This is a genomic window from Modestobacter lapidis (assembly GCF_054780755.1).
Map to the genome: position 1 here is coordinate 22,740 of NZ_BAAGVS010000003.1, position 25,514 is coordinate 48,253.

Annotated in this window: 23 protein-coding genes; 4 read left to right on the forward strand and 19 right to left on the reverse strand. The window is 74.8% G+C overall.

The genetic code is table 11. The features are described 5' to 3' along the window. Positions 1 to 70 precede the first annotated feature (70 nt). From ACYVG5_RS05110 to ndk, 17 genes are all read right to left on the reverse strand, one after another. Entirely contained in the window at positions 71 to 1,030 is a 960-nt protein-coding gene (locus tag ACYVG5_RS05110) for a ComEA family DNA-binding protein (protein ID WP_222045502.1), read from the reverse strand. A 134-nt stretch (positions 1,031 to 1,164) separates the two neighbouring features. Next, positions 1,165 to 2,046 carry a DegV family protein gene (locus ACYVG5_RS05115; protein ID WP_222045504.1) on the reverse strand — a complete coding sequence of 294 codons (882 nt, stop codon included), beginning with the start codon at positions 2,044 to 2,046 and terminating at the stop codon, positions 1,165 to 1,167. Between the two features lie 25 nt (positions 2,047 to 2,071). Next, complete coding sequence (locus tag ACYVG5_RS05120; RefSeq protein ID WP_222045506.1) at positions 2,072 to 2,842, reverse strand: histidine phosphatase family protein; 771 nt, start codon at positions 2,840 to 2,842, stop codon at positions 2,072 to 2,074. Then, complete coding sequence (gene rsfS / locus ACYVG5_RS05125; protein ID WP_222045508.1) at positions 2,839 to 3,273, reverse strand: ribosome silencing factor; 435 nt, start codon at positions 3,271 to 3,273, stop codon at positions 2,839 to 2,841. The genes ACYVG5_RS05120 and rsfS overlap by 4 nt, the downstream gene beginning before the upstream one ends. Next, positions 3,270 to 3,974, reverse strand: coding sequence for a nicotinate-nucleotide adenylyltransferase (nadD, locus tag ACYVG5_RS05130; protein ID WP_222045510.1), 705 nt, complete (start codon positions 3,972 to 3,974; stop codon positions 3,270 to 3,272). The genes rsfS and nadD overlap by 4 nt, the downstream gene beginning before the upstream one ends. 245 nt (positions 3,975 to 4,219) lie before the next feature. After that, entirely contained in the window at positions 4,220 to 5,662 is a 1,443-nt protein-coding gene (locus tag ACYVG5_RS05135) for a vWA domain-containing protein (RefSeq protein ID WP_222045512.1), read from the reverse strand. Then, a complete protein-coding gene (locus ACYVG5_RS05140; protein WP_222045514.1) occupies positions 5,662 to 6,555 on the reverse strand; it encodes an AAA family ATPase in 894 nt (297 codons plus the stop codon). Before ACYVG5_RS05140 ends, ACYVG5_RS05135 begins: the two co-directional genes overlap by 1 nt. 61 nt (positions 6,556 to 6,616) lie before the next feature. Next, complete coding sequence (locus ACYVG5_RS05145; protein WP_222045516.1) at positions 6,617 to 7,867, reverse strand: glutamate-5-semialdehyde dehydrogenase; 1,251 nt, start codon at positions 7,865 to 7,867, stop codon at positions 6,617 to 6,619. A 77-nt stretch (positions 7,868 to 7,944) separates the two neighbouring features. Beyond that, positions 7,945 to 8,424: a peptide deformylase gene (gene def / locus ACYVG5_RS05150; RefSeq protein WP_222045518.1), complete on the reverse strand. Its 480-nt coding sequence runs from the start codon at positions 8,422 to 8,424 to the stop codon at positions 7,945 to 7,947. A gap of 42 nt (positions 8,425 to 8,466) precedes the next feature. Then, entirely contained in the window at positions 8,467 to 9,588 is a 1,122-nt protein-coding gene (gene proB, locus ACYVG5_RS05155; RefSeq protein ID WP_222045520.1) for a glutamate 5-kinase, read from the reverse strand. Next, positions 9,585 to 11,078: a GTPase ObgE gene (obgE, locus tag ACYVG5_RS05160; protein WP_222045522.1), complete on the reverse strand. Its 1,494-nt coding sequence runs from the start codon at positions 11,076 to 11,078 to the stop codon at positions 9,585 to 9,587. Before obgE ends, proB begins: the two co-directional genes overlap by 4 nt. A 160-nt stretch (positions 11,079 to 11,238) precedes the next feature. After that, positions 11,239 to 11,514: a 50S ribosomal protein L27 gene (gene rpmA / locus ACYVG5_RS05165; RefSeq protein WP_222045524.1), complete on the reverse strand. Its 276-nt coding sequence runs from the start codon at positions 11,512 to 11,514 to the stop codon at positions 11,239 to 11,241. Positions 11,515 to 11,521: 7 nt separating this feature from the next. Beyond that, complete coding sequence (gene rplU / locus ACYVG5_RS05170; RefSeq protein WP_222045526.1) at positions 11,522 to 11,845, reverse strand: 50S ribosomal protein L21; 324 nt, start codon at positions 11,843 to 11,845, stop codon at positions 11,522 to 11,524. Positions 11,846 to 12,096: 251 nt separating this feature from the next. After that, a complete protein-coding gene (locus ACYVG5_RS05175; RefSeq protein WP_460683005.1) occupies positions 12,097 to 15,498 on the reverse strand; it encodes an Rne/Rng family ribonuclease in 3,402 nt (1,133 codons plus the stop codon). 285 nt (positions 15,499 to 15,783) lie between these two features. Further along, positions 15,784 to 16,551, reverse strand: coding sequence for a TIGR03936 family radical SAM-associated protein (locus ACYVG5_RS05180; RefSeq protein ID WP_222045530.1), 768 nt, complete (start codon positions 16,549 to 16,551; stop codon positions 15,784 to 15,786). Beyond that, the gene (locus ACYVG5_RS05185; RefSeq protein ID WP_222045532.1) at positions 16,551 to 18,488 is read right to left on the reverse strand and encodes a TIGR03960 family B12-binding radical SAM protein; all 1,938 of its coding nucleotides are present in this window, start codon (positions 18,486 to 18,488) and stop codon (positions 16,551 to 16,553) included. The genes ACYVG5_RS05180 and ACYVG5_RS05185 overlap by 1 nt, the downstream gene beginning before the upstream one ends. Before the next feature lie 120 nt (positions 18,489 to 18,608). Beyond that, positions 18,609 to 19,031 (reverse strand): nucleoside-diphosphate kinase, encoded by a 423-nt coding sequence (ndk, locus tag ACYVG5_RS05190; protein ID WP_222045534.1) that lies wholly within the window; start codon positions 19,029 to 19,031, stop codon positions 18,609 to 18,611. Between the two features lie 76 nt (positions 19,032 to 19,107). On the opposite strand from ndk, the gene ACYVG5_RS05195 reads away from it, so the two are divergent. Both ACYVG5_RS05195 and ACYVG5_RS05200 read left to right on the forward strand, forming a co-directional pair. Next, positions 19,108 to 19,332, forward strand: a complete 225-nt coding sequence (locus ACYVG5_RS05195) for an RNA polymerase subunit sigma-70 (RefSeq protein ID WP_222045536.1) — start codon at positions 19,108 to 19,110, stop codon at positions 19,330 to 19,332. 1 nt (position 19,333) lies between these two features. Beyond that, complete coding sequence (locus ACYVG5_RS05200; RefSeq protein ID WP_222045538.1) at positions 19,334 to 19,861, forward strand: Clp protease N-terminal domain-containing protein; 528 nt, start codon at positions 19,334 to 19,336, stop codon at positions 19,859 to 19,861. 5 nt (positions 19,862 to 19,866) lie between these two features. Here ACYVG5_RS05200 and ACYVG5_RS05205 read toward each other — a convergent pair whose 3' ends face one another. Both ACYVG5_RS05205 and ACYVG5_RS05210 read right to left on the reverse strand, forming a co-directional pair. Next, the gene (locus ACYVG5_RS05205; RefSeq protein ID WP_222045540.1) at positions 19,867 to 20,283 is read right to left on the reverse strand and encodes a DUF4233 domain-containing protein; all 417 of its coding nucleotides are present in this window, start codon (positions 20,281 to 20,283) and stop codon (positions 19,867 to 19,869) included. Continuing rightward, entirely contained in the window at positions 20,280 to 21,698 is a 1,419-nt protein-coding gene (locus ACYVG5_RS05210; protein WP_460683006.1) for a bifunctional folylpolyglutamate synthase/dihydrofolate synthase, read from the reverse strand. The genes ACYVG5_RS05205 and ACYVG5_RS05210 overlap by 4 nt, the downstream gene beginning before the upstream one ends. Positions 21,699 to 21,717: 19 nt before the next feature. On the opposite strand from ACYVG5_RS05210, the gene valS reads away from it, so the two are divergent. Continuing rightward, on the forward strand, positions 21,718 to 24,300 hold the full coding sequence (gene valS, locus ACYVG5_RS05215) for a valine--tRNA ligase (protein WP_222045544.1): 2,583 nt from the start codon (positions 21,718 to 21,720) through the stop codon (positions 24,298 to 24,300). Between the two features lie 223 nt (positions 24,301 to 24,523). Further along, positions 24,524 to 25,357 (forward strand): endonuclease domain-containing protein, encoded by an 834-nt coding sequence (locus ACYVG5_RS05220; RefSeq protein ID WP_460683007.1) that lies wholly within the window; start codon positions 24,524 to 24,526, stop codon positions 25,355 to 25,357. Positions 25,358 to 25,514: the final 157 nt, after the last annotated feature.

Genomic DNA, 25,514 nt, shown 5'->3' on the forward strand with positions numbered 1-25,514 from the left:
CTCGGCCGGGCTGTGGCGCCACCCCACCGGTGGGGACGACGGGCAGCGCGCCACCGGTGGCCGGCCGGCATCAGACGGTGACCCGCCCGGCCAGCTCGGCGTAGATGGTCGGACCGATGCCGGGGACGTCGTCCAGCTGCGCGACGTTGGTGAAGACGCCGTGCACCGACCGGTGGTCGACGATCCGCTGGGCCAGCACCGGGCCGATGCCGGGGAGTGCGTCGAGATCGCTGACGGTCGCGGTGTTCAGGTGCAGCGGGCCGGTGGCCTCGGCACCGCCGGCCGTTCCCGCGCCGCCGGGCGCGGCGGGCACACCGACGGCGATCTGCTGCCCGTCGCTGAGCACGGCGGCACCGTTCACCCACGCCGGGTCCGCGTCCGGCAGGAGCCCGCCGGCGGCGGCCAGGGCGTCGGCGACCCGGGAGCCGGCGGGAAGGGTCACGAGGCCCGGGCGGGCGACCTGCCCCACCACCGAGACCACGAGCTCGCCGACGGTCGGTGGAGCCGGGCTGGGCGTGGGCACGGCGGACGTGCCGGCCGGCGGCGACGACGTCGCCGGGGCCATCGCGTCGACGGCGACCGGCTCGACCTCCGGCCGGTCCGCCCAGGTCCAGCCGACGACGAGCAGCGCGGCGAGCACCCCGGCCAGCAACAGCGCCCGGGCGCCCGGCCGACCCGGGTCGAGCCGGGCCGCCCCGCCGGGGGCCCGGTGCCGGCCCAGCCCGGCGGGCAACCCGTCGTCGGGGTCGACCGGCAGCCGGCGGGCGGCCGGGCCCGGCCTCCGGTGCTCGCCCTCCCGCTCGGCGCCCGGCACGTCGGCGAGGTCGTCCGCCGCCCCGTCACCGGCGTCACGACGACCGGAGCGGTTGTCCCCGTCGCCCCCGTCCTTCGAGTCGTCCGCGTCGTCCGCGTCGCTCAGCAGGTCGTCGGGCGGGACCCAGCCGGGCGCCTGGTCGAGCTCGGCGAGCACCACCCGCAGCCGGGCCCGGATCAGGTCGGCGTCGTCGCTGCGTCGGGCGGAGGAGCGCACGCCACCGGACGTTAGGAGCGCGCCCCGGCATCCCGGCCCCACGGGCGTCGGCTGTGGACGGGGACGCCCGTTGTGGACGGGGGGACACCACACCACGGATGCCGGGCGGGGCGGCGGCGGTGCGCCCGCCCGGCTCAGTCCTCCGGCCGCCCGGCGGCCTCCCCCCACCGCGGCGAGGGGTCGATGACCACCCCGACCGCGCCCGGCCCGACATGGGCGCCGATCGCCGCCCCGATCTCGCTGACGTGCAGGTCCCGGATGCCGGGCAGCCGTGCGATGAGCTGGTCGGTCAGCCGCTGCGCCCGTTCGGGAGCGGCGAGGTGGTGCACGGCGACATCGACCCGGCCCCCGTCGGCGACGTCGACGGCGCGCTGCACGATCCGGTTGAGTGCCCGGCTGGAGGTGCGCACCTTCTCCAGGGCGACGACCTGCCCGCCGGTCACGTGCAGCACGGGCTTGACGGCGAGGGCGGTGCCCAGCAGGGCGGCCGCCGATCCGATCCGCCCGCCCCGCCGCAGGTGGTCGAGGGTGTCGACGACGAAGAACACCCGGGTGCCGGCCGCGGTGTCGCGGGCGGCCGCCGCGACCTCCTCCGCGCCGGCCCCGCCCGCCGCCGCCCGGGCGGCGGCGAGCACCGCGAACCCGCTGCCCATCGCCGCCGAGCGGGAGTCCAGCACGGTCACCAGGTGCTCCCCGACCTGGGCGGCTGCCAGCCGGGCGGCGTCCCAGGTACCGGAGAGCTCACCGGAGAGGTGGACGGACACGATCCGGCCGGCCCCGGCCGCCAGCCGGCGCCGGTAGGCGGCCACGAAGTCACCCGGCGTCGGCCGCGAGGTCGAGACCTGCCCGCCCCGGACGCCGAGGGCCCGGGCCACCTCGCCGGGGGTGACGTCGGTGCCCTCCCGGCCCGACCGGCCGGCCAGCACCACGTAGAGCGGCACGACCTCGACGTCGAACTCCTCGACGAGCGCAGCCGGCAGGTAGGCCGTGGAGTCGGTGACCACGGCGACGGACATGGCGGCAGGCTAACCGCGCGCCGTCTCAGGTCGTGGCGTCAGCATCCTGCGGAACCGCCGGCGGAGCCTCTTCCGGGCTGGCGCCCGCGGGTGCCACGGCGTCGCCGGAGTCGGCGCCCGACCGCCCGTACGTACCGTCGGGGCGCGGCACGCCGCCCTCCCCGGCCGGCAGCGCCACCGTGCCGTTGTGCCGCATCAGCCGCCAGCGGGACGCCTGGAACGACAGCTCGCTCCAGTTGCAGTTCCCCAGCGGCCCGAACACGCGGCGCTGGTCGACACCGAGACCCAGCAGCGCCTCCACCAGCCGGCCGGCCGTGCCGCCATGGGTCACCAGCACCGCCGCCCCGGCCGGCGGGAGATCGGCGACCGCGGCCATCACCCGGTGCGCCACCGCCTCGGCCGGCTCGCCACCGCGACCCCGCACCGGGCGCCCGGCGAGCCAGTCGGCGTACTGCTCGGGGTGGCGCGCGGCGACCTCGTCCCGGGTCAGGCCCTCCCAGGAGCCCAGGCCGTGCTCGCGCAGTCGTTCGTCGACCTGCACCGGGACACCCAGCAGCGGGGCGAGGGCCTCGGCGGTGTCCCGGGCGCGCACCAGGTCACTGGACACCAGCACGGCGTCCTCACCGGCGAGCGCGGCTGCCAGGTACGGAGCGGTGCGGGCCGCCTGGGCGCGTCCGACGGCGTCCAGCGGCGGGTCGAGCTGCCCCTGGAAGCGGCCGCCGGCGTTCCACTCGGTGCGACCGTGCCGCCAGACCACCAACCGGGCGACCGGCGGCGGGGCAGCGGCGTCACTCACCGGCCGGTCTGCCCCGGCTCGTCGCCGTCGGCGTCCACCGGCTCGCCGGCCGGCGCGGTGCCGGCCGGAGCCGCCTTGTCGGTGAACGGGATGACCGGGCAGTCCTTCCACAGCCGCTCGAGCGCGTAGTACGCCCGCTCCTCGGCGTGCTGGACGTGGACGACGATGTCGACGAAGTCCAGCAGCACCCAGCGCCCTTCGGTGACGCCCTCCCGGCGCACCGGCTTCACGCCGTGGGCACGCAACTGCTCCTCGACGCTGTCGACGATCGCCTGGACCTGACGTTCGTTGGGTGCCGCCGCCAGGACGAAGGCGTCGGTGATGGCCAACCGGTCGCTCACGTCGACGATGGACACGTCGGTGGCGAGCTTGTCGGCGGCGGCCTGCGCTGCGATCAGCGCGGTCTCGCGGGCCTCGGCCGAGGCGGTCATCGGGGGGTCTCCTGCAGATCGGGGGACGGGGCGTCCTCGGTGGGGTGGTCGGTGCGGGTCGGGCGCGGCCGGCCGGCCGGAAGCGTTCCGTCGAACTCGGATCCCGGCTCGGGGTCCCGGTACAGGCCCCGCTTCTCGATGTACTGCACCACGCCGTCGGGCACGAGGTACCAGACCGGTGAGCCACGCCGTACCCGGTCGCGGCAGTCGGTCGAGCTGATGGCCAGGGCCGGCACCTCGACCAGGCTGACCGCGCCCTCGGGCAGATGGGAGTCGGCGAGGTGGTACCCGGGGCGGGTGACACCGACGAAGTGCGCCAGGCCGAACAACCGCTCGTTGTCCCGCCAGCCCACGATTTGGGCCAGCGCGTCCGCGCCGGTGATGAAGAACAGTTCTGCCTCGGGGTGCTGGCGGTGCAGGTCGGTCAGGGTGTCGACGGTGTAGGTCGGCCCGCCGCGGTCGACGTCCACCCGGCTCACCGAGAAGCGCGGGTTGGACGCGGTGGCGATGACCGTCATCAGGTAGCGGTCCTCCGCCGGGCTGACCTCCCGCTCGGACTTCTGCCAGGGCTGACCGGTTGGCACGAACACCACCTCGTCGAGGCCGAACCGGCCTGCCACCTCGCTGGCTGCCACCAGGTGACCGTGGTGGACGGGGTCGAACGTCCCGCCCATCACCCCGAGTCGTCGTCCCGCTGCCACCGATCGAGCCTAGCCCGGCCGCGCCGGAGCCGGGGTCCCGACCACCGGCTCCGGCCGGCGGGGCCGCTCGGCGGGTGCCGGGCGGACCGCTGCACGACCGACCGGCTCCCCCGTGCAGCCGGTCGCCGCCCAGCCGGACGACGCTGTCGGACCGGTGGGCGCCGGGGTGGCGACGGAGCCTCCCCACCCCGACCAACGCGGCTCAGTAGCTGCGGTTACGGCACCCGGCGCGCCCGGGTCCGTTCTCAGAGGGTGGTGACGAAGTCGGCCAGCTGCGCAGCGGTGCGCACCTCGACCATGGGCACCACCTCGCGGTACCGGTCGGCCGCGGAGTCACCGCTGCCCCACAGCCGGCGCGGCTCGGGGTTGAGCCAGTGGGCGGAGCGGGCCCGGCGCACCAGGTCGGCCAGCGCGGGCAGGCCAGGCCGGCGGTAGTTCGTGCGCCCGTCGCCCAGCACGAGCAGCGACGTCCTCGGGCCCACCGCGGCCGGCCACCGCTCGGCGAACACCTCGAAGGCGTTGCCGTAGTCGCTGTGCCCGTCGAAGGCGACCACGTCGGCCTCCCGGCCGATCCGGGCGATCGCGTCCACGACGTCGGCACCCGGCCGGAAGAACCGGGTCACCTCGTCGGTGGAGTCGACGAACGCGAACGCCCGCACGCCCGAGAAGTGCTCGCGCAGCGCCTGGGTGAGCATCAGCGTGAAGTGGCTGAACCCGGCCACCGAACCGCTGACGTCGCAGAGCACCACCAGCTCCGGCTTGTGCACCGCCCGCGGCCGGTGGTGGGTGACCAGCGGCATCCCACCGGTGGCCAGCGACGCCCGCACGGTGCGCCGGACGTCCAGCCGCCCCTCCCGGCCCAGCCGGCGGCGGGCGGACAGCCGCGCGGCCAGCCGCCGGGCCAGCGGCCCCACGGTCCGGCGCAGCTCGGCGAGGTCGGCCTGCTGCGCGCGCAGGAAGTCGACCTGGTCGGCCAGCGGGCGCACCGCCGACCGCACCACCCGGTCCCGGCCCTTCTCCGCCGCCGTCCGCCGCCGCACCTCGGCCTCGACGGCCGCCCGGAAGGCGTCGACGCGTTCCCTGCCGGTGTGCCGGGCGACCTGCTCGGCCAGCCCGCCGCGCTCGTCGCCGGCCAGCAGGCCCTGCACCAGCGCGGCCGTCAGGGTGTCCGGGGACAGCGCCCGCAGCACCCGGTAGCTGAAGAACGACTGCCCCGCCGACGTCGGCTGCCCCTGCCCGAACGCGTCGACGGCGGTCCGGGCGAAGCGGCGCAACGACTCGTCGTCCCCGGCCAGCAGCCGGCGCAGCAGCTCGGCCCGCAGCGTCTCGGCCAGCTCCCCGGGGTCGCCGCCGGCCAGCGGCAGGAGCTCGCCGTCCGCGGGGCCGTCGTCCTGGCCGCCCTCGCCCTCTGCACCGCCGGCCCGGTGCGCCGCCGGCCGATCGGTCAGCGGCCACCACAGGTCGAACAGGACGTCGAACGCCGGCCGCTGGGCGGCCCGCTGGAGCAGCACCGCGCCCAGCCCGTGCCGCAGCTGCTCACGGTCGAGCAGCTCCACGACGGTGAGCACCTCGGCGGCGTCCACCGCCTGGCTGATGCCCACCGGGATCCCGGCCTCCCGCACCGCACGGACGAAGCCGTCCAGGTGACCGGCGAGCCCCCCGGGCCCGGCGGGCGGGGCGCCGGACATCAGTTCAGCCGCAGCTCGGCGGCGGCCCGGACCTGGTCGCTGGCGTGCTTGAGCACCACGCCCAGGGTGGCGCCGACCGCGGCGGAGTCCAGGGTGTCCAGACCGAGGGCCAGCAGGGTCTGCGCCCAGTCCAGCGTCTCGGAGATCGACGGGGCCTTCTTCAGCTCCAGGGCCCGCAGCGCACGGACGGTGCGCACCAGCTGATCGGCCAGCGCCGGGGCGAGGTCGGGCACCCGGGAGAGCACGATCTCGCGCTCACGTGCCGCGCTCGGATAGTCCAGCGCGAGGTACAGGCAGCGCCGCTTCAGCGCCTCGGACAGCTCACGGGTCGCGTTCGAGGTGAGCACCACCAGCGGCCGGCGGACGGCGGTGATCGTGCCCAGCTCGGGGATGGTGACCTGGAAGTCGCTGAGCACCTCCAGGAGCAGGCCCTCCACCTCGACGTCGGCCTTGTCGGTCTCGTCGATCAACAGCACCGTGGGGTCGACGCGCCGGATGGCGGTCAGCAGCGGGCGCGCGAGCAGGAACTCCTCGCCGAAGACGTCGTCGTGCACGGTGTCCCAGTCGGCCCCGCCGGCCGATCCGGCGCCGGCCGCGGAGATCCGCAGCAACTGCTTCTTGTAGTTCCACTCGTACAGCGCGCGCGCCTCGTCGAGCCCCTCGTAGCACTGCAGCCGGATGAGCTCGGCGTCCGTGGCCGTGGCCAGCGCCTTGGCCAGCTCGGTCTTGCCCACCCCGGCCGGGCCCTCCACGAGCAGCGGCTTGCCCAGCCGGTCGGCCAGGAAGACCGTCGTCGCGATCTGCGCGTCGGGCAGGTAGCCGGCGGCGGTGAGCCGCGCGGTCACGTCCGCCACGTCGGCGAACTGGGCGACGTGCGTGGGCGGGCGGGGCATGCGGCTCCTGACGGGGCGGTGGGGCGGGTGGTTGCCCAGCGGTGCGGGTCGGGGCGGCGCCTCAGCGCACGTGGCCGCTGCCGGTCACCACGAACGTCGTCGACGTCAGCTCCGGCAGGCCCAGTGGCCCCCGGGCGTGCAGCTTCTGGGTGGAGATGCCGATCTCGGCACCGAACCCGAACTCGCCGCCGTCGGTGAACCGCGTCGAGGCGTTGACCAGGACGGCGGCGGCGTCGACCCCGGCGGTGAAGTCGGCGATCGCCCGGGCGGACTCGGCCACGATCGCCTCGCTGTGCCCGCTCCCCCACCGGTCGATGTGGTCGAGGGCCTGGGGCAGGTCGTCGACGACGCGGACGGCCATGTCCATCGACAGGTACTCGGTGGCCCAGTCCTCGTCGGTGGCCGGCCGCACGGCGTCGGAGATGGCGCAGGCCCGCTCGTCGCCGTGCAGCGTGACCCCGGCCCCGGTCAGCGCGGTGATGAGCCGGGACAGCACCGGGGCGTCCCGGTGGACCAGCAGCGTCTCGGCGGAGTTGCACACGCTGACCCGGGACGTCTTGGCGTTCAGGACGATCGCCTCGGCCATCGCGGCGTCGGCCGAGGCGTCGACGTACACGTGGCAGTTGCCGACGCCGGTCTCGATCACCGGCACCGTCGCCTCGCGCACCACGCGCTGGATGAGCGAGGCCCCGCCACGCGGGATGACCACGTCGACCAGGCCACGGGCGTTGAGCAGTTCCCCCACGGACGCGCGCTCGGCCGGCAGCAGGGCGATCGAGCCGGCCGGCAGGCCGGCCTTCTCGGCGGCCTCGGTGAGCACGGCGACCAGCGCGGTGTTGGTGCGGTGCGCCGACCCGGAGCCGCGCAGCAGGGCGGCGTTGCCGCTCTTCACGCACAGGCCAGCGGCGTCGACGGTGACGTTGGGCCGCGCCTCGTAGACGATGCCGACCACGCCGAGGGGCACCCGCACCTGGCGCAGCTGCAGGCCGTTGGCCAGGGTGGAGCCGCGGACGACGTCGCCCACCGGGTCGGGGAGGGCGATCAGCTGCCGCAGCGCGTCGGCCACCCCGGCGACCCGGGCGGCGTCCAGCCGCAGCCGGTCGAGCACCGGGTCCGGGGTGCCGTCGGCCGCGGCGGCCTCGACGTCGGCGGCGTTGGCGGCGAGCACCTCGTCAGTGCGCTCGAGCAGCGCGTCGGCCATGGCGGCCAGGGCGGCGTCCTTGGTCGCGGTGGGCAGGGTGCGCAGCACGCGGGCGGCCTCACGGGCACGCGCCGCGGCGGCCCCGATCAGGGGAAAATCGGCAGCGGACACGCCCCGAGGTTACGCGCGGCCCCCGTGCAGGGTCCCGCCGCGAGCCTGCGAGTGGTGGGGGGCACGGAGGGCCTTCCTCAACTGCGCAGCGCGCGGAGCACCCGCTTGCGGGCGTCACCGGTCAGCCGGTCGACGAACAGCTTCCCGTCGAGGTGATCGACCTCGTGCTGCAGGCAGCGGGCCAGCAGGCCGGACCCCGCCAGCCGAAGGGCCGCCCCACGCACGTCGAAGCCCTCGGCGACGCAGTGCATCGCCCGGACCGTGGGGGCGTAGAGGCCCGGGATGGACAGGCAGCCCTCGTCGTCGCCCTGGGTCTCCTCGGACAGCTCGGTGATCACCGGGTTGACCATGTGCCCGATGACGCCGTCGACGTTGTAGGAGAACGCCCGCACCCCCACCCCGATCTGCGGCGCTGCCACACCGGCGCGGCCGGGGTGGTCGACGGTCTCCTCCAGGTCGCGGACGAGGGCGGCCAGATCACGGTCGAAGGCGCGGACCGGGTCGGCGGGCGTGCGCAGCACGGGATCCCCGAGCTCACGGATGGGGCGAATGGTCACGCGTTCTCCTCGCTGCGCTCGTCGTCCACGTGCCCCAGTCTCTCAGCCGCGGGGGCGGCGCCCGATCAGGACCATCTCGTCGCGGTGCACGACCTCCCGGCGGTGCTCGGGGTCGAGGTCGCCGGTCTTCCGGCCGAGCAGGTCGGGCATCTCCCGGGCGTCGTAGGCGACCAGCCCGCGGGCGACGACGACGCCGTCCGGGCCGACCAGCTCCACCGGGTCGTCGGCGAGGAACTCCCCGGTCACCCCGGTGATCCCCGCTGCCAGCAGCGAGGCGTGCCGCTCGCGGACGGCGCGCACCGCGCCGTCGTCCAGCAGCAGCCGGCCACGCGGCCGGCTGGCGTACCGCAGCCAGAACTGCCGGCCCGAGGGCCGGCGGCCGGCGGCGGCGAACAGCGTGCCCACCCGCTCACCGGCCAGCGCGGCGGCAGCCTGTGGCGTGGACGTGACGACGACGGGCACCCCCGCGGAGGATGCGATGAACGCGGCCTCCACCTTGGTGGCCATCCCTCCGGTGCCCACGCCGTTGCGGCTGGCCGAGCCGAGGGTGACCGCAGCCAGGTCGCTGCGGCTGCGCACGGTGTCGATCAGCTGGGCGGGGCCGCTCCGCGGGTCACCGTCGTAGACGCCGTCGACGTCGGACAACAGGACGAGCGCGTCGGCGACGGCCACGTGGGCGACCAGCGCGGCCAGCCGGTCGTTGTCGCCGAACCGGATCTCCTCGGTCGCGACCGTGTCGTTCTCGTTCACGATCGGCAGCACGCCCAGCGCGAGCAGCCGCTCGACGGTCTGCCGGGCGTTGCGGTAGTGGCTGCGCCGGGTGAGGTCGTCGGCGGTGAGCAGCACCTGCCCGACGGTCACGTCGTGCGCGGCGAACGCATCGGCGTAGGTCTGCACCAGCCGCAACTGGCCGACGCTGGCGGCGGCCTGGGCCGTGGCCAGGTCGCGGGGTCGGCCGCCCAGGCCCAGCGGCGCCAGCCCGGCGGCGATCGCGCCGGAGGAGACGAGCACGACCTCCCGGCCGGCGGCGCGCAGCGCACCGAGGACGTCGACGAGCGCCCGCAACCGCTCGGTGTCCAGCCCCCCGGGCACGGTGGTCAAGGATGAGGAACCGACCTTGACCACGACCCGGCGGGCGCCGCCGATCTCCGGTCGGGTGCTCACCGGTCGTCGGCGTCCGGGTCGGGCTCGTCGTCCAGCGGGGTGAGCTCGTAGGGCGTGCGGCGGGCCTTCTTGGCTGCCAGCCGCTCGTTGGCGCGCATCCGGCTGTCGCTCTCCAGCCGGGTGTCGGTGCCCCGGCCGCCGAGGCCGGCGATCTCCTCGACGCTGAGCGTGCCGGCCGGCAGGGTCGGTTCCCAGTCGAAGGTGACGTCGCCGACGGTGATCGCGTCGCCGGGGGCGGCGCCGGCCTTCGCGAGCGCCTCCTCGACACCCAGCCGATTGAGCCGGTCGGCGAGGAAGCCGACCGCCTCGTCGTTGCTGAAGTCGGTCTGCCGGACCCAGCGCTCGGGGCGGATACCGAGAACCACCCAGCCATCGGTGCGCGGGTCGGGCTCGACGGTGAACCCACCGTCACCGACCGCCTTCGGGACGATGGTGATCGGCGCGGCCGGGACGGCGGGCAGCGAGGCGCGGTGCTCCTCGACCGCCCGGGCGAGGGCGAAACCGAGCTCCGTGAGGCCCTCGCCGGTGGCCGCGCTGATGGCGAACACCTGCAGGCCGCGGGCCTCCAGGGGCTCGCGGACCAGGTCCACGAGCTCCCGGGCGTCCGGGACGTCGATCTTGTTGAGCACGGCGATCCGCAGCCGGCCGACCAGGTCGAGCTCGTCGCCGCCGGTCGCGCCCTCCGAGTACGTGCGCAGCTCGTGCTCCAGGGCGACGATGTCGGTCTCCGGGTCGCGGCCGGGCTCCATGGTCGCCATGTCGATGACGTGCACGAGCACGGCGCACCGCTCCACGTGCCGGAGGAACTCCAGGCCGAGGCCCTTGCCGACCGAGGCACCGGGGATGAGGCCGGGGACGTCGGCCATCGTGTACGTGGTGTCGCCGGAGCGGATGACGCCCAGCTGCGGCACCAGGGTCGTGAAGGGGTAGTCGGCGATCTTGGGCCGGGCCGCCGACATGGCCGCGACCAGCGAGGACTTGCCCGCCGACGGGTAACCCACCAGGCCCACGTCGGCGATGCTCTTGAGCTCGAGGACGGCGTCGACGGTGTCGCCGGGCTCACCGAGCAGGGCGAAGCCGGGGGCCTTGCGGCGGGCGTTGGCCAGTGCCGCGTTACCCAGTCCGCCCTTCCCGCCGCGCGCCAGGACCACCCGGGCCCCGATGCCGACGAGGTCCGCGACCTGCTCGCCGTCGACGGTGACCACGGTGCCGGAGGGGACGCGCAGGACGAGGTCCTCGCCACGGCCGCCGTTGCGGTAGTTCCCGGCGGCCTGCCTGCCGTTGCCGGCGCGCTGGTGGGGGCGGTGGTGGAAGTCCAGCAGGGTGTGCACGCTGCCGTCGACCTCGAGGACGACGTCGCCGCCGTCGCCCCCGTCGCCGCCGTCGGGGCCACCGAGGGGCTTGAACTTCTCGCGGTGCACGGAGCTGACCCCGTTGGCACCCTTGCCGGCTGCCACGTGCACGGTCACGCGGTCGATGAAAGCGGCCATGATCGCCGCCTCTCTGCGTTACGGCCGTACGGGTTCAGGGGACTTGCTGCACCGCCCAGCGCCGACCGGGGCCGGCGCTGGGTGGTGACGAGCAGGTGGTTCGGCCCCGTCCAGAGGCTCACCCCGAGCTTGCGAGGGGTGCGGAGGACGGGGTCCTCCTTCAGACGGCGACCGGGGTCTTCGCCTCGACGGCGGAGATGGCGACCTCGCGACGGCCACGGCGGAAGCCGAAGGTCACCGAGCCGGGGACCAGGGCGAACAGCGTGTCGTCCTTGCCGCGGCCGACGCCGAGACCCGGGTGGAAGTGGGTGCCGCGCTGGCGGACGATGATCTCGCCGGCCTTGACGACCTGGCCACCGAACCGCTTGACGCCGAGGCGCTGGGCGTTCGAGTCGCGGCCGTTACGGGAGGACGATGCGCCCTTCTTGTGTGCCATGTCGTCGTCAGCCCTTCGTGATGTCCGTGTCGATGGCCCTGACCACGACGTCGGTCAGGGGCTGACGGTGCCCCTGCCGCTTGTGGTAACCGGTCTTGTTCTTGAACTTGTGGATGTGGATCTTCGGGCCCTTGGCGTGGGCGACGATCTCACCGGTGACGGTGACCCCGGCGAGCCCCTGGGCGTCGGCGGTGACGTTCTCCCCGTCGACCAGGAGCACCGCCGGAAGGGTGAGGGTGTCACCGGCCTCCCCGACCAGGCGGTTCACGGTGAAGGTGTCACCGACACCTACCTTGTGCTGCTTGCCACCGGCCTTGACGACTGCGTACACCACTGACTCCTCGATCGGTTCCCTCAAAATGCAGCACTGTGTCCTGCGCGCACAGCCGGTACGGGGCCGGGTGCTGGACGGGTCGCGGACGCCGACCGGGCACGCCGAACGCGCAGCCCGTGGCGATGCAACCCGGCCAGCGTACCCGAGCCGCGCGGCCCGGGTCGAACCGGCCCGAGGCCCCCGTGCAGAGCCTCGGGCCGGTCCCCGCCCACCGGCCTGCGAGCGGGTAGGGGCACGGGGATCCTTCGTCAGGACGGCGGACCGGCCGGCCGGGAGGCCGCCCGCCGGCGCCGCGGGCGCGGCGCAGCGACCGGCTCCGCCTCGACGACCGGCTCCGTCTCGACGACCGGCTCCGTCTCGACGACCGGCTCCGCCTCGACGACCGGCTCCACCTCGACGACCGGCTCCGTCTCGACGACCGGCTCCGTCTCGACGACCGGCTGCGCCTCGACGACCGGCTCCGTCTCGACGACCGGCTCGTCGGTCACCGCAGGCTTGATCTCGACCTCCGGCTCGTCGTCGACGACCGGCTCGGCGGCCTCCGGGACCGCGCCCTCGACCGGGCCGGTGGAGTTCCCGGCCGGCTCGGGCCGGGCGTCGCCCGGGGTGGCCAGCTCCTCGCCCACGGACTCGTGGACCACCTCGGCGAGCGGCCCGCCGGTGGCCGGCTCGGTATCGGCCGGCTCGTCACCGACCGGCTCGGTATCGGCCGACTCGGCACCGGGCTCGCGGGCTCCGGCGAGCACGGCGGCGTCCTCGGCCGCGCGCGCCTCACCCGACTGGCCACGACCACGCCGGCCACGGCTGCGCCGCCCGCCGCGTCCCTCGACCGGGGCCTCCGCCGCGGCCGCCCCGGCCGCCTCGCCGGAGTCCTCCACCTGGGCCACGACCGCGTCCGGCTGCTCGGCGGCGTCGGGGCCCGTCCGCTCACCGGCGTCCCGGCCGGATCGGTCGCGGTTGCGGCCGCCGCCGTTCCCGGCGCCACCGCCGGCGCCGCTCGCGTTCCCGGGGCCACCGTTGCCACCGGACCGGCGCTTCTCGTCGACCGGGTCGAGCTGCACGACGACGCCCCGGCCGCGGCAGTGCTCGCACGGCTCGGAGAACACCTCGAGCAGGCCCTGGCCGACGCGCTTGCGGGTCATCTGCACCAGGCCCAGCGAGGTCACCTCGGCGACCTGGTGCTTCGTCCGGTCGCGGCCCAGGCACTCGGTGAGCCGCCGCAGCACGAGGTCGCGGTTGCTCTCCAGCACCATGTCGATGAAGTCGATGACGATCATGCCGCCGATGTCACGCAGCCGGAGCTGGCGGACGATCTCCTCGGCCGCCTCGATGTTGTTCCGGGTGACCGTCTGCTCCAGGTTGCCGCCGGAGCCGACGAACTTCCCGGTGTTGACGTCGACGACGGTCATCGCCTCGGTGCGGTCGATGACCAGCGAACCACCCGAGGGCAGCCAGACCTTGCGGTCCAGCGCCTTCATCAGCTGTTCGTCGATCCGCAGATCGCGGAAGACGTCACCGGTGCCGGTGTAGCGCTGCAGCCGCTCGGACAGCTCCGGGGAGACGTGCGCGACGTAGGCCTCGACGGTGTCCCAGGCGTCGTCGCCCTGCACGACGAGCCGCTTGAAATCCTCGTTGAAGACGTCGCGGATGACCCGGATGGCCAGATCGGGCTCGCCGTAGAGCAACGTCGGCGCGTTGCTGGTCGAGGCGGCCTTGGTCTGGATGACCTCCCACTGCGCCTGCAGGCGGGCCACGTCGCGGGTGAGCTCCTCCTCCGAGGCGCCTTCCGCGGCGGTCCGGATGATCACGCCGGCGTCCTCGGGAACGATCTTCTTCAGGATGTCCTTGAGCCGGGTGCGCTCCTTGTCCGGGAGCTTGCGGCTGATGCCCGTCATCGAGCCGCCGGGCACGTAGACCAGGAAGCGGCCGGGCAGGTTGACCTGCTGGGTCAGCCGGGCGCCCTTGTGGCCGATCGGGTCCTTGGTCACCTGGCACAGGACCTTGTCGCCGGACTTCAGCGCCTGCTCGATGGAGCGTGACTTGCCGGTCAGGCCGGCGGCGTCCCAGTTGACCTCACCGGCGTACAGGACGGCGTTGCGCCCCTTGCCGATGTCGATGAACGCCGCCTCCATGCTGGGCAGCACGTTCTGCACCCGGCCGAGGTAGACGTTGCCGGCGAAGGACGTCGCCTGCGCCTGGGTGACGTAGTGCTCGACCAGGACGTCGTCCTCCAGGACGGCGATCTGGGTGCGCTCGCCCTGCTGCCGGATGACCATGGCGCGGTCGACGGCCTCCCGGCGCGCCAGGAACTCGGACTCGCTGAGGATCGGCGCGCGGTGGCGCCCACCGTCGCGACCCTCCCGGCGGCGCTGCCGCTTGGCCTCCAGCCGGGTGGACCCGGCCACCCCGCGGACGTCGTCGTCGCTGGAGGTGCGGCCGTTGCGACCGGCCCGCTCGGGGCGGTCGTCGGGCTCGTCCGTGGCGTCCTCGGCGCTGCTGCCGCTGCTCTCGCCGCGGCGCCGGCGCCGGCGGCGGCGGCGGGTGGTGGAGCCGCCGGCGGTGTCGCCGTCGTCGGTGTCGTCCTCGTCGTCGCCGTCGTCCTGCGTCGTGGAGTCCTCGCGGACGGTGTCACCGGCGGGGGTGTCGGTGTCGTCGTCGGGGGAGTCGTCGGACGTGGCGTCGGTGCCGTCCTCGTCGCCGTCGGCACCGTCGTCGCCGGTCCGGCCGCGGCCGCGGCCACGGCGTCCGCGGCGCCGGCGGCGGCTGCTGCTGGAGCCGGAGCCCTCGGCGTCGCCGTCCTCGCCGTCCTCGGTGTCCTCGGTGTCGCGCTCCTCGGCGACCTCGTCGGGCTCGGGGTCCGCCTGCGCGGCGCCCCTGCCACGCCGGCGGCTCCGCGCGGGGGTGTCGCCGTCCTCGGTGGCGGTGGGCTCGGTGGCGGTGGCCTTGCCGGCGGTGGGCTCGGTGGCGGTGGGCTCGGTGGCGGTGGGCTCGGTGGCGGCGGCCTTGCCGGCGGTGGCCTCGGTCCCGGCGGGCTCGGCGACGGCCCGGCGGGGGCTGCGGCCGCGGCGCGGTGCGGGTGCCTCGGTGTCGCCGGCGCCCTCGTCGGCGGCCGGCGCATCGGCGCCGGGGTCGGCGGGCGGCGTGGCCGGGGCGTCGGCCGGCGACTCGGCCTGTGCCCGGCGGCCGCGGCGGCGGGGTGCCGGGACATCGGACTCCGCCGGGGCGACGAAGGAGACGAACGCCGGGATGACCGGGGCGACCTGCGCCGGCGCCGGGGCGACGGAGTCCGGGTCGGCGGAGAGCGCCGGTCGGGTGGCGCGGCGACGCGGGCGGGCAGTGACGGTGGTGGGCTCGGGGCTGCTGAACTGCGCGCCGAAGCGCGGACCCGCCGGCTCGTCGACCGGCTCCGGGTCAGCGGCGGCAGGCTCCGGCTTCGCGGCGGGCTCGGGCTTCGCGGCGGGCTCGGGCTCGGGCTCGGCAGCGGCGACCTCGGGCTCCGCGGCCGGGTCGTCGTCGGCCGGGTCGTCGTCGGGCTCCGCGGGCAGCGGCTGATCCGCGGCCTGGGGGATGGCGGGCGACTCGTCGGGCTGCTCGGCCGGAGCCGCCGCCCCATCGGTCGCGGGGGTGTTCTCGTCGATGTGGTCGGCCACGAAGGGCTCGCCTCCTGTGCGCTCCCGGGCGCTGATCGGAGGCTCTCCGACTGGCGGCCGCGCAGGAGCACGGGTTGGGCGGGACGGGCTCACCGCATCGAGTGCGGTGGGTGTGCCCGGCCCGCGAAGTCTGGTGTCGGGCCCCGGCCGGTGCGGCTGGAACCCGGTGGTGCTGCGTGCTGATCCCGGTGGTGCTGATCGCGGTCGTGCGGTGGTGAGAGGCAACGTGGCCCACGGCTGGCAGACGTGGCGCGCAGGACGGCGTCCGGCTCCCGGCTCCGCAGGTCAGACCGGCGCGCGCTCCTCCTGGCAGTAGGAGCGCACCGCGCGATCGGGCTCGAGCGGATCAGCGACGTCACCACTGTCGTCGAGCCGGCCCTGCGCCTCACGCACGGCCCGTACGGGCAACGGCGGGTGCAGGTCGGCGACGACAGCCAGGGCGGCCATCACGTCGTCCGGTCGTACGGTCGGCGTGAGCTGACGTACGACCATGTGCAGTATGGCACAACCCGCCTCGTGGGCCACCGTCGCGCTGACCACCGCGGCCCGCGCGTCGACGTCCCGCGTGCCGTCCTTGGTGCGCTTGGTCACCGTCACGACGTCGCGCTCCAGCATCGCCGCGACGGCGGCCGCGAGCTCCTCGACGGGCACCCCCGGCAGGTCGATCCGCCAGCGGGTGGCGTCCAGCCGGTCGGCCAGCGCCCCGGTCCCCTCCCCCGCCTCCACGCACTCCAGGACGTCGATCCCCGGGGGCAACGAGGCGTCCAGCGCGGCCCGGACCTGCTCGGGGTCGCACCGCCGGGACAGCCCGATCTCGACGTACTCCGCCTCCGACGCCGCACCCGTCGGGGCGGCACCCATGTAGGAGATCTTCGGGTGCGGGCTGAAACCGGCGGAGAACGCCATCGGCACCTGCGCCCTCCGCAGGGCGCGCTCGAGCGCCCGGGCGAGGTCGCGATGGGAGGCGAAGCGCAGCGGACCGCGCTTGGTGTAGCGCAGCCGCAGCTTCTGCACCGTGGGCGGCGGGGGCGGCCCCGAGGGCTGGCGGGCCATCAGCGGGTGCTGGCCGGGACCGGGGTCAGCGGGATCAGGCTGCGGCCGGTGGGGCCGATCTGGATCTCCGTGCCCATGGTCGGGCAGACGCCGCAGTCGTAGCACGGGGTCCACCGGCAGTCGGCGACCTCTTCCTCGGAGAGGGACTCCTGCCAGTCGTCCCAGAGCCACTCCTTGTCCAGCCCGGAGTCCAGGTGGTCCCAGGGCAGCACCTCGTCCTGGGTGCGCTCCCGGGTGGTGTACCAGTCCAGGTCCACCCCGAACGGGGCGAGCTCCTCGGCGGCCGCCGTCGTCCAGCGGTCGTAGGAGAAGTGCTCGCTCCAGCCGTCGAAGCGACCGCCCTCGCGCCACACCCGCTCGATGACCCGGCCGACCCGGCGATCGCCGCGGGACAGCAGCCCCTCGATGACCCCGGGCTTGCCGTCGTGGTAGCGCAGCCCGATGGACCGGCCGATCCGGCGGTCGCTGTTGATGGCCTCCCGGAGCAGCTTCAGCCGGGAGTCGATGGTCTCGGCGCTCGCCTGGGCCGCCCACTGGAACGGCGTGTGCGGCTTGGGCACGAAGCCACCGATGGAAACCGTGCAGCGGATGTCCTTGCTGCCGCTGGCCTCCCGGCCGGCGCGGATCACCTCGACCGCGAGCTCGGCGATCTCCAGCACGTCCTCGTCGGTCTCGGTGGGCAGCCCGCACATGAAGTAGAGCTTCACCTGGCGCCAGCCGTTGGCGTAGGCGGTGGTGACCGTGCGGACCAGGTCCTCCTTGGACACGGTCTTGTTGATCACCCGCCGGATCCGCTCGCTGCCGCCCTCGGGGGCGAAGGTCAGCCCGGACCGGCGGCCGTTGCGGGACAGCTCGTTGGCCAGGGTCACGTTGAACGCGTCGACCCGGGTACTCGGGAGGGAGAGGCCGGTGTTGGTGCCCTCGTAGCGGTCGGCCAGCTCCTTGGCCAGCTGACCGATCTCGGAGTGGTCGGCGCTGGACAGCGACAGCAGGCCGACCTCCTCGTAGCCGGTCGCCTTGAGCCCGGCATCCACCATCGAGCCGATGCCGGTGATGGTGCGCTCGCGCACCGGGCGGGTGATCATCCCCGCCTGGCAGAACCGGCAGCCGCGGGTGCAGCCGCGGAAGATCTCCACGCTCATCCGCTCGTGCACGCTCTCCGCCAGCGGGACCAGTGGCTGCTTGGGGTAGGGCCACTCGTCGAGGTCCAGCACGGTGCGCTTGCCGACCCTGGCCGGCACGTCGCCCCGGGTGGGTGACACGTCCGCGATCGTGCCGTCGCCGGCGTAGGACACCGCGAAGAAGCGCGGCACGTAGACGCCGTCGATCCGGGCCAGCCGGGCGAGCAGCTCGACCCGGCCGCCGGGGCGGCCGTGCGCCTTCCACGCCTTGACCACGTCGGTGATGTCACCGACGACCTGCTCGCCGTCGCCGAGGACGGCGCAGTCGACGAAGTCGCTGACCGGCTCGGGGTTGAAGGCGGCGTGCCCGCCGGCGACGACGACCGGGTGGCTCTCGTCCCGGTCGACCGCGCGCAGCGGCACCCCGGCGAGGTCGAGGGCCTCGAGCAGGTTGGTGTATCCGAGCTCGGTGGCGAAGCTGACGCCGAGCACGTCGAAGGCGGCGACCGGACGGTGGTTGTCGACGGTGAACTGGCCGACCCCGGCCTCGCGCATGAGGGCGGCGAGGTCGGGCCAGACCGCGTAGGTGCGCTCGGCCAGGGCGTCGGGGCGCTCGTTGAGCACCTCGTAGAGGATCATCAACCCCTGGTTGGGCAGCCCGACCTCGTACGCGTCGGGGTACATCAGCGCCCAGTGCACGGGGACGTCGTCCCACGGCTTGGTCTGGGCGTTGAGTTCACCGCCGACGTACTGGATCGGCTTCTGCACCTGGGCGAGCAACGGCTCGAGGCGAGGGTAGAGCGAGTCCACAGTCATGACCCGCCCAGGGTAGCCGCTGCCCGGAGGGCCAAAGTCGCGACTTCGGCCCAGACAGACGGCCCCCTCGCAGGGTCCCGCCGCGAGCGTGCGAGCGGTGGGGGGCGAGGGGGTCCTTCCTCAGGCGAGGCCGGGGAAGAAGAGCGCGATCTCGCGGGCGGCGGACTCGGGCGAGTCGGAGCCGTGCACGATGTTCGACTGCACCTCGAGGGCGAAGTCGCCGCGGATGGTGCCGGGGGCGGCCTTGACCGGATCGGTCGCGCCGGCCAGCGCACGGAACGCCTCGATGGCGCGCGGGCCCTCGACGACCAGGGCCAGCAGCGGCGCGCTGGTGATGAACTCGACGAGCGAGCCGAAGAAGGGGCGCTCCCGGTGCTCGCCGTAGTGCTCCTCGGCGACGTCGGCGGTCAGCGTCCGGAGCTCGGCGGCGACCAGGCGCAGGCCCTTGGCCTCGAGCCGGGCGACGACCTGACCGGCCAGGCCACGGGCCACGCCATCGGGCTTGACGAGGACGAGGGTGCGTTCAGTGGTGGGTGCAGACACGGCGGGAGCGTACGACACGCCACCGGGGCGTCAATCTGGGTTGACACGCTCGGCTGCGTCAACCATAGTTGACGACATGCCCACCTCCACCACCGACGTCACCACCGCAGCCGCGGCGGACGACCCGGCGACCGGGCTGCGCGCCATCCGGGCCCTGCGCGAACTGGCCGACCGGCTGGAGGCCCGCCAGGTGGCCAACGCCCGCTCCCGCGGCTGGTCCTGGCAGCAGATCGCCGAGGCCCTCGGTGTCACCCGGCAGGCCGCCCACAAGAAGCACGCCCGCAGCAGGAAGGACGACTGAGGTGTTCGAACGCTTCACCGACGAGGCGCGGCAGGTCGTCGTGCGCGCCCAGGAGGAGGCCCGCCACCTGCGGGCCGACCAGATCGAGCCGGTCCACCTGCTGCTGGCGATCGCCGGCGGCGACGGGCGCGGGGGCGACACGCTGCGCGCGGCCGGTATCGACCACGGCCGGCTGCGCTCGACCGTGGCCAGCAGCACCGACGAACTGGACGCCGAGGCCCTGGCCGCGTTCGGTGTCGATCTCGAGCAGGTGCGGGCGGCCGCCGAGGCGACCTTCGGTCCGGGAGCCCTGGACCCGCCGGGCACCTCCGGTCACCTGCGGTTCGCCGACGGCAGCAAGAGGTCGCTGGAGCAGGCACTGCGGCACGTCCTCGCCCGCCGCGGCCTGGCGCGCCGGAGCCGGGCCATCGACAGCGGCTGCGTGCTCGTCGGCGTGCTCGCCGTCGAGGATCCCGTGGTCGTCCGGGTGCTACGGGAGCTGGGCGCCGACCCGGCCGCGCTGCGCGACGAGGCCGGGCACGCCGCCTGAGCCGGTCAGCCGGCGGCGATCGGTGGCGCTTCCGGGCCGGGGTCCTCCCGGGCCGGCGGCGCCGGCGGCGGGCCCAACGGAGAGCCCAGCAGCTCCTTGCGGATCTGCAGCAGGTACAGCCAGATGAGCACGAACACCCCGCCGACCAGCCACATCGCCGAGCCGAGCAGCCCGGTGAGCAGCATCGGCACCTGCAGCACGCTGCCGATCAGCGGCCCCCGCGGCCGGCGCTGCAGGCCGCTGGCCAGGATCAGCAGCACGGCCAGGACGACGAGGAAGGTCAGCCGGCCGGCGGTCAGGCCCGGCCCGGTCTGCGCGATGCCCCGTGGCACGAACAGGACCGCGATCCCCTCCAGCAGCAGGATCGCCGCGGCGGCGCCGCCCAGCGCCTTCCCCGCGCGAACCGGGTCCGGCGCGGTCATGACCTGCTGCCGGACATCAGGCTGCGGACCTCCCCCGCGGTGATCACGCTGCCGGTGACCAGCACGCCCGACCCGCCCAGGGCGTCGTCCGGGCCGGCCTCGGCCAGCTCGATCGCCGCCTCCACGGCATCGAACAACTGCGGGTGCACGCTGACCCGCCTCTGCCCGAAGACCTCGACGGCCAGCGCCCCGAGCTCGTCGGCGGGCATCGCGCGCGGCGAGCTGTTCTGCGTGACGACCAGCTCGGCGCACAGACCCTCGAGCTCGGCGAGCATCCCGGCGACGTCCTTGCCCTGCACGATGCCGACCACGCCGACCAGCCGGGTGAAGTCGAAGGACTCCCGGATGGCCGCCACGGTCGCCGTCATGCCGGCCGGGTTGTGCGCGGCGTCCACGAGCACCGCCGGCGAGCTGCGTACCCGCTCGAGCCGGCCCGGGGAGCGGACGGCGGCGAACGCCGTGCGCACCACCTCGGGGTCGATCGGCCCGCTGCCCGCCCCGGCCCCGAGGAACGCCTCCACCGCGGCCAGCGCGACGGCGGCGTTCTGCGCCTGGTGCGCGCCGAACAGCGGCAGGAAGATCTCGGGGTACTCCCCGCCCAGCCCCTGCAGCCGCACCTGCTGCCCACCCACGGCCACCCGCCGCTCGAGCACGCCGAACTCGGTGCCCTCCCGGGCCACCGTGGCGTCGACCTCGATCGCCCGGCGGACCAGGGCCTCCAGCGCGCCGGCCGGCTGGTGGGCGAGCACCGCGACGACCCCGCCGTCCGGGCGCCCGTCGGGCTGCACGTCGTCCCCGGGGGCCGGCTTGATGATCCCGGCCTTCTCGGTGGCGATGCTCGCCACGTCCGGGCCCAGGTACTCGGCGTGGTCGAGCGCGACCGGGGTGACGACGGCGATCCGCGCGTCGGCCACGGTGGTGGCGTCCCAGGTGCCGCCCATGCCCACCTCGATGACGGCGACGTCGACCGGGGCCTCGGCGAAGGCCGCGTAGCCCATGGCCACCACGACCTCGAAGAAGGACATCGGCACGTCACTGCCGGCGTCCACCATCTGCACGTAGGGCGCGATGTCGTCGTGGACCTCGACGAAGCGCTCGGCGCTGATCGGCTCGCCGTCGAGGACGATCCGCTCGCGCATCGTGGTCAGGTGCGGGCTGGTGAACCGGCCGACCCGCAGCCCGAAGCCGCGCAGCAGTTCGTCGACCATCCGGGCCGTCGTCGTCTTGCCGTTGGTGCCGGTGACCTGGATGACCGGCATCGCCCGGTGCGGGGAGCCGAGCAGGTCGACCAGGGCTGCGATGCGGGTCAGCGACGGTTCCAGGCGGCTCTCGGGCCACCGCGCGAGGAGCGCCTGCTCGACCCGCGCCAGCTCGGGGCCGCCGGCGGTCTGCCCGTGGGAGAGGGAGGTGCTCACCGCTCCTAGGATGCCAGTCATGGTTGCCGACATCTCTGCCCCGGACAGCGCTGGCCCGGGAACGGCTGGCGGCGTACCCGAGAAGCCCTCCCTGGACGGCCTCGAGGACAAGTGGGTCGCCCGCTGGGCCACCGACGACACGTACGCCTTCGACCGGGCCGCGGCGCTGGCGGCCCCCCGCGACCACACGTACGCCATCGACACCCCGCCGCCGACCGCGAGCGGGTCGCTGCATGTGGGCCACGTCTTCAGCTACACCCACACCGACATCGTCGCCCGCTACCAGCGGATGCGCGGCAGGCACGTCTTCTACCCGATGGGCTGGGACGACAACGGCCTGCCCACCGAGCGCCGGGTGCAGAACTACTACGGCGTGCGCTGCGACCCCTCGCTCCCCTACGACCAGGGCTTCGAGCCACCGGAGAAGGCGGGCAAGGATCAGCAACCGATCTCGCGGCGCAACTTCGTCGAGCTGTGCGAGCGGCTGACCGCGGTCGACGAGGCCGAGTTCGAGAAGCTGTGGCGCCGGGTCGGCCTGTCGGTCGACTGGGCAGGGGTCTACCGCACGATCTCGGAGACCTCGCGGGCCACCGCGCAGCGGATGTTCCTGCACAACCTGGCCCGCGGTGAGGCCTACGCGCAGGAGGCACCCACCCTCTGGGACGTCACCTTCCGCACCGCCGTCGCCCAGGCCGAGCTGGAGGACCGCGAGCGGCCGGGCGCCTACCACCGGGTTGCCTTCGCCGGCCCCGCGGGCCCGGTGCACATCGAGACCACCCGGCCCGAGCTGCTGCCGGCCTGCGTGGCGCTGGTCGCGCACCCCGACGACGCGCGCTACCAGCCGCTGTTCGGCACGACCGTGACGACGCCGCTGTTCGGCGTCGAGGTGCCGGTGGTGGCGCACCGCCTCGCCGAGCCGGACAAGGGCTCGGGCATCGCGATGATCTGCACCTTCGGTGACCTCAACGACGTCACCTGGTGGCGGGAGTTGCAGCTGCCCACGCGCGCGGTCATCGGCTGGGACGGCCGGTTCGTCGCCGACCCGCCGCCCGGCGTGCCCGCCGGGCCCTACGCCGAGCTGGCCGGCAAGACGTCGTTCAGCGCGCAGCAGCGGATCGTGGAGCTGCTCCGCGAGTCCGGCGACCTGGAGGGCGACCCCAGGCCGATCACCCACCCGGTGAAGTTCTTCGAAAAGGGCGAGCGCCCGCTGGAGATCGTCACCACCCGCCAGTGGTACATCCGCAACGGCGGCCGGGACGCCGACCTCCGGGAAGCGCTGCTGGCCCGCGGCCGGGAGATCCAGTGGGTGCCCGATCACATGCGGCACCGCTACGAGAACTGGGTGGAGGGCCTCAACGGCGACTGGCTGATCAGCCGCCAGCGGTTCTTCGGCGTCCCGTTCCCGGTCTGGTACCGCTTGGACGGCGAGGGCGAGCCCGACTACGGCTCGCCGATCCTGGCGCCGGAGTCGGCGCTTCCGGTCGACCCCTCCTCCGACGTCCCCGAGGGGTACACCGCCGACCAGCGCGGCGTGCCGGGCGGGTTTCTGGCCGACCCCGACGTGATGGACACCTGGGCGACGTCGTCGCTGTCGCCCCAGGTCGCGTCGGGCTGGGACACCGACCCGGAGCTGTTCGCGCACGTCTTCCCGATGGACCTGCGCCCGCAGGCGCACGACATCATCCGGACCTGGCTGTTCTCCACCGTGGTGCGGGCCCACTACGAGCACGGGCAGGTGCCGTGGTCGCACGCGGCGATCTCGGGCTTCGTGGTCGACCCCGACCGCAAGAAGATGTCGAAGTCCAAGGGCAACGCGACCACGCCGATCGACGTGCTGGAGCGCTACGGGACCGACGCCGTGCGCTGGCGGGCCGCCGGCGCCCGCCCCGGTGCCGACAGCCCGTTCGACGAGGCGCAGATGAAGGTCGGCCGCCGGCTGGCCATGAAGGTCCTCAACGTCGGCAAGTTCGTGCTGGGGCTCGGCGCCTCGACCGCGCTCACCGCGGCGGACGTGACCGAGCCGCTGGACCGGGCCCTGCTGACCCGGCTGGCCGGGGTGGTCGACGAGGCGACGGCGGCGCTGGAGGCCTACAACTACACCCGCGCCCTCGAGGTCGCCGAGACGTTCTTCTGGTCGTTCTGCGACGACTACGTGGAGCTGGTGAAGACCCGCGCCTACGGCTCGGACGCCGCCGCGGTCTCCGCGCAGGCGGCGCTGGCGCTGGCGCTGTCGGTGCAGCTGCGGCTGTTCGCCCCGGTGCTGCCCTTCGTCACCGAGGAGGTCTGGTCGTGGTGGCAGACCGGCTCGGTGCACCGGGCGCCGTGGCCGGCCGCCGGTGAGCTGCCGGTCGGCGGTGACCCGGTGATCCTGACCGTGGCCGCCGAGGCGCTGAGCGCCATCCGCAAGGCGAAGTCGGAGGCCAAGCAGTCGATGCGGGCCGACGTCGCCTCGGCGGTGGTCACCGCCCCGGAGGCGCACGTCGTCCTGGTCGAGGCCGCGCGCACCGACCTCACCCACGCCGGCCGGATCGCCGAGCTCAGCGTGGTGGCCGGCGACGGGCCGCTGCGGGTGGACGTCGTCCTGGCGGATCCCACCGGCTGATCCCTCCGCCGCTCGGGCGTTGTCCCCCAGCCGGCCACTTCCCTCGGCCATGTGGCCGACTGAGGGACAACAGTTCGCCGGTTGTCCACAGGTGGCCGGCTGATCGCCGCACCGCTGGCGGCGCACCGCCCAGGCTGGCCCGGTGCACGAGCTCCTTCCTCTGCTGGGTCCGAACCGCACTGCCGCGACCGCTGACCTCGCTGCCCGGGCCAGCCCGCGCAGCGTGGGCCGCTGGATCGCGTCGGGGGGACTGGTCCGGCTGCACCCGGGCTGGGTCACCGTCCCGGAGCTGGCCGACGACTGGATGGTGCGCGCCCACGCAGCGGCCGGCTACGCGGGCGGGCCGCTGAGTCACATGAGCGCCCTGGCCGCGCACCGGGCGGTCGACGTGGAGGTCACCCGGCTGGACGTCACGGTCCCCGGTGACCGGCGGGTCCGATCGTCGCGCTGGCTCCGGGTACACCGCACCCGGGCGGCGGTCGCGACGGTCCGGGCGCGCGGCCTGCCGGCCACTCCCCTCCCCCTCGCGCTGGTCGACACCTGGGGTGACGCACACCGGACCGGGGCGCTGCGTGGCTACGACGGCGTCGCGCGCGGGGCGCTGCTCCGCGCCGTCCGGGAGCGACGGACGACCACGGCCGCAGTCTCCGCGGAGCTCGGGCACCGGCCCGAGCTCCCGGGCCGGGCGGCACTGGCCGGGCTGCTGGAGCTGGTCGCGGGCGGCTGCCAGAGCGAGCTGGAGGTCTTCGGCGTGCTGCACGTCCTGACGGTGCCCGGGTTGCCCCGGTGCACCCAGCAGCACCGCGTGGTGCTCCCGGACGGGCCGATCCTGCTGGATGCCGCCTGGCTGGAGGTGAAGCTGGCCGTCGAACTGGACGGCGCTGCGTTCCACGGCAGCCAGGAGGCACGCGAGCGCGACCTGCGCCGGGACGCCGCGCTGGCCGCGCTCGGCTGGGTGGTGCTGCGGTTCAGCTACCGGCGCCTCACCCGGCAACCCGAGGCCTGCCAGGCCCAGATCGCGGCGGTGTACCGCCGACGAGTCGGCGTTGTCCGCTGACCGGCCACTCCCGGTGCCGAGCCGGCCGGTGGCGGGACAACGCCCACCCGGGCCGGGAACAACGCAGAACGGCCCGCCTCCCCAGCGGGGAGACGGGCCGTTCTCAGGCCCCGTCCAGAGGCTCGCCCCGAGCTTGCGAGGGGTGAGGGGGACGGGG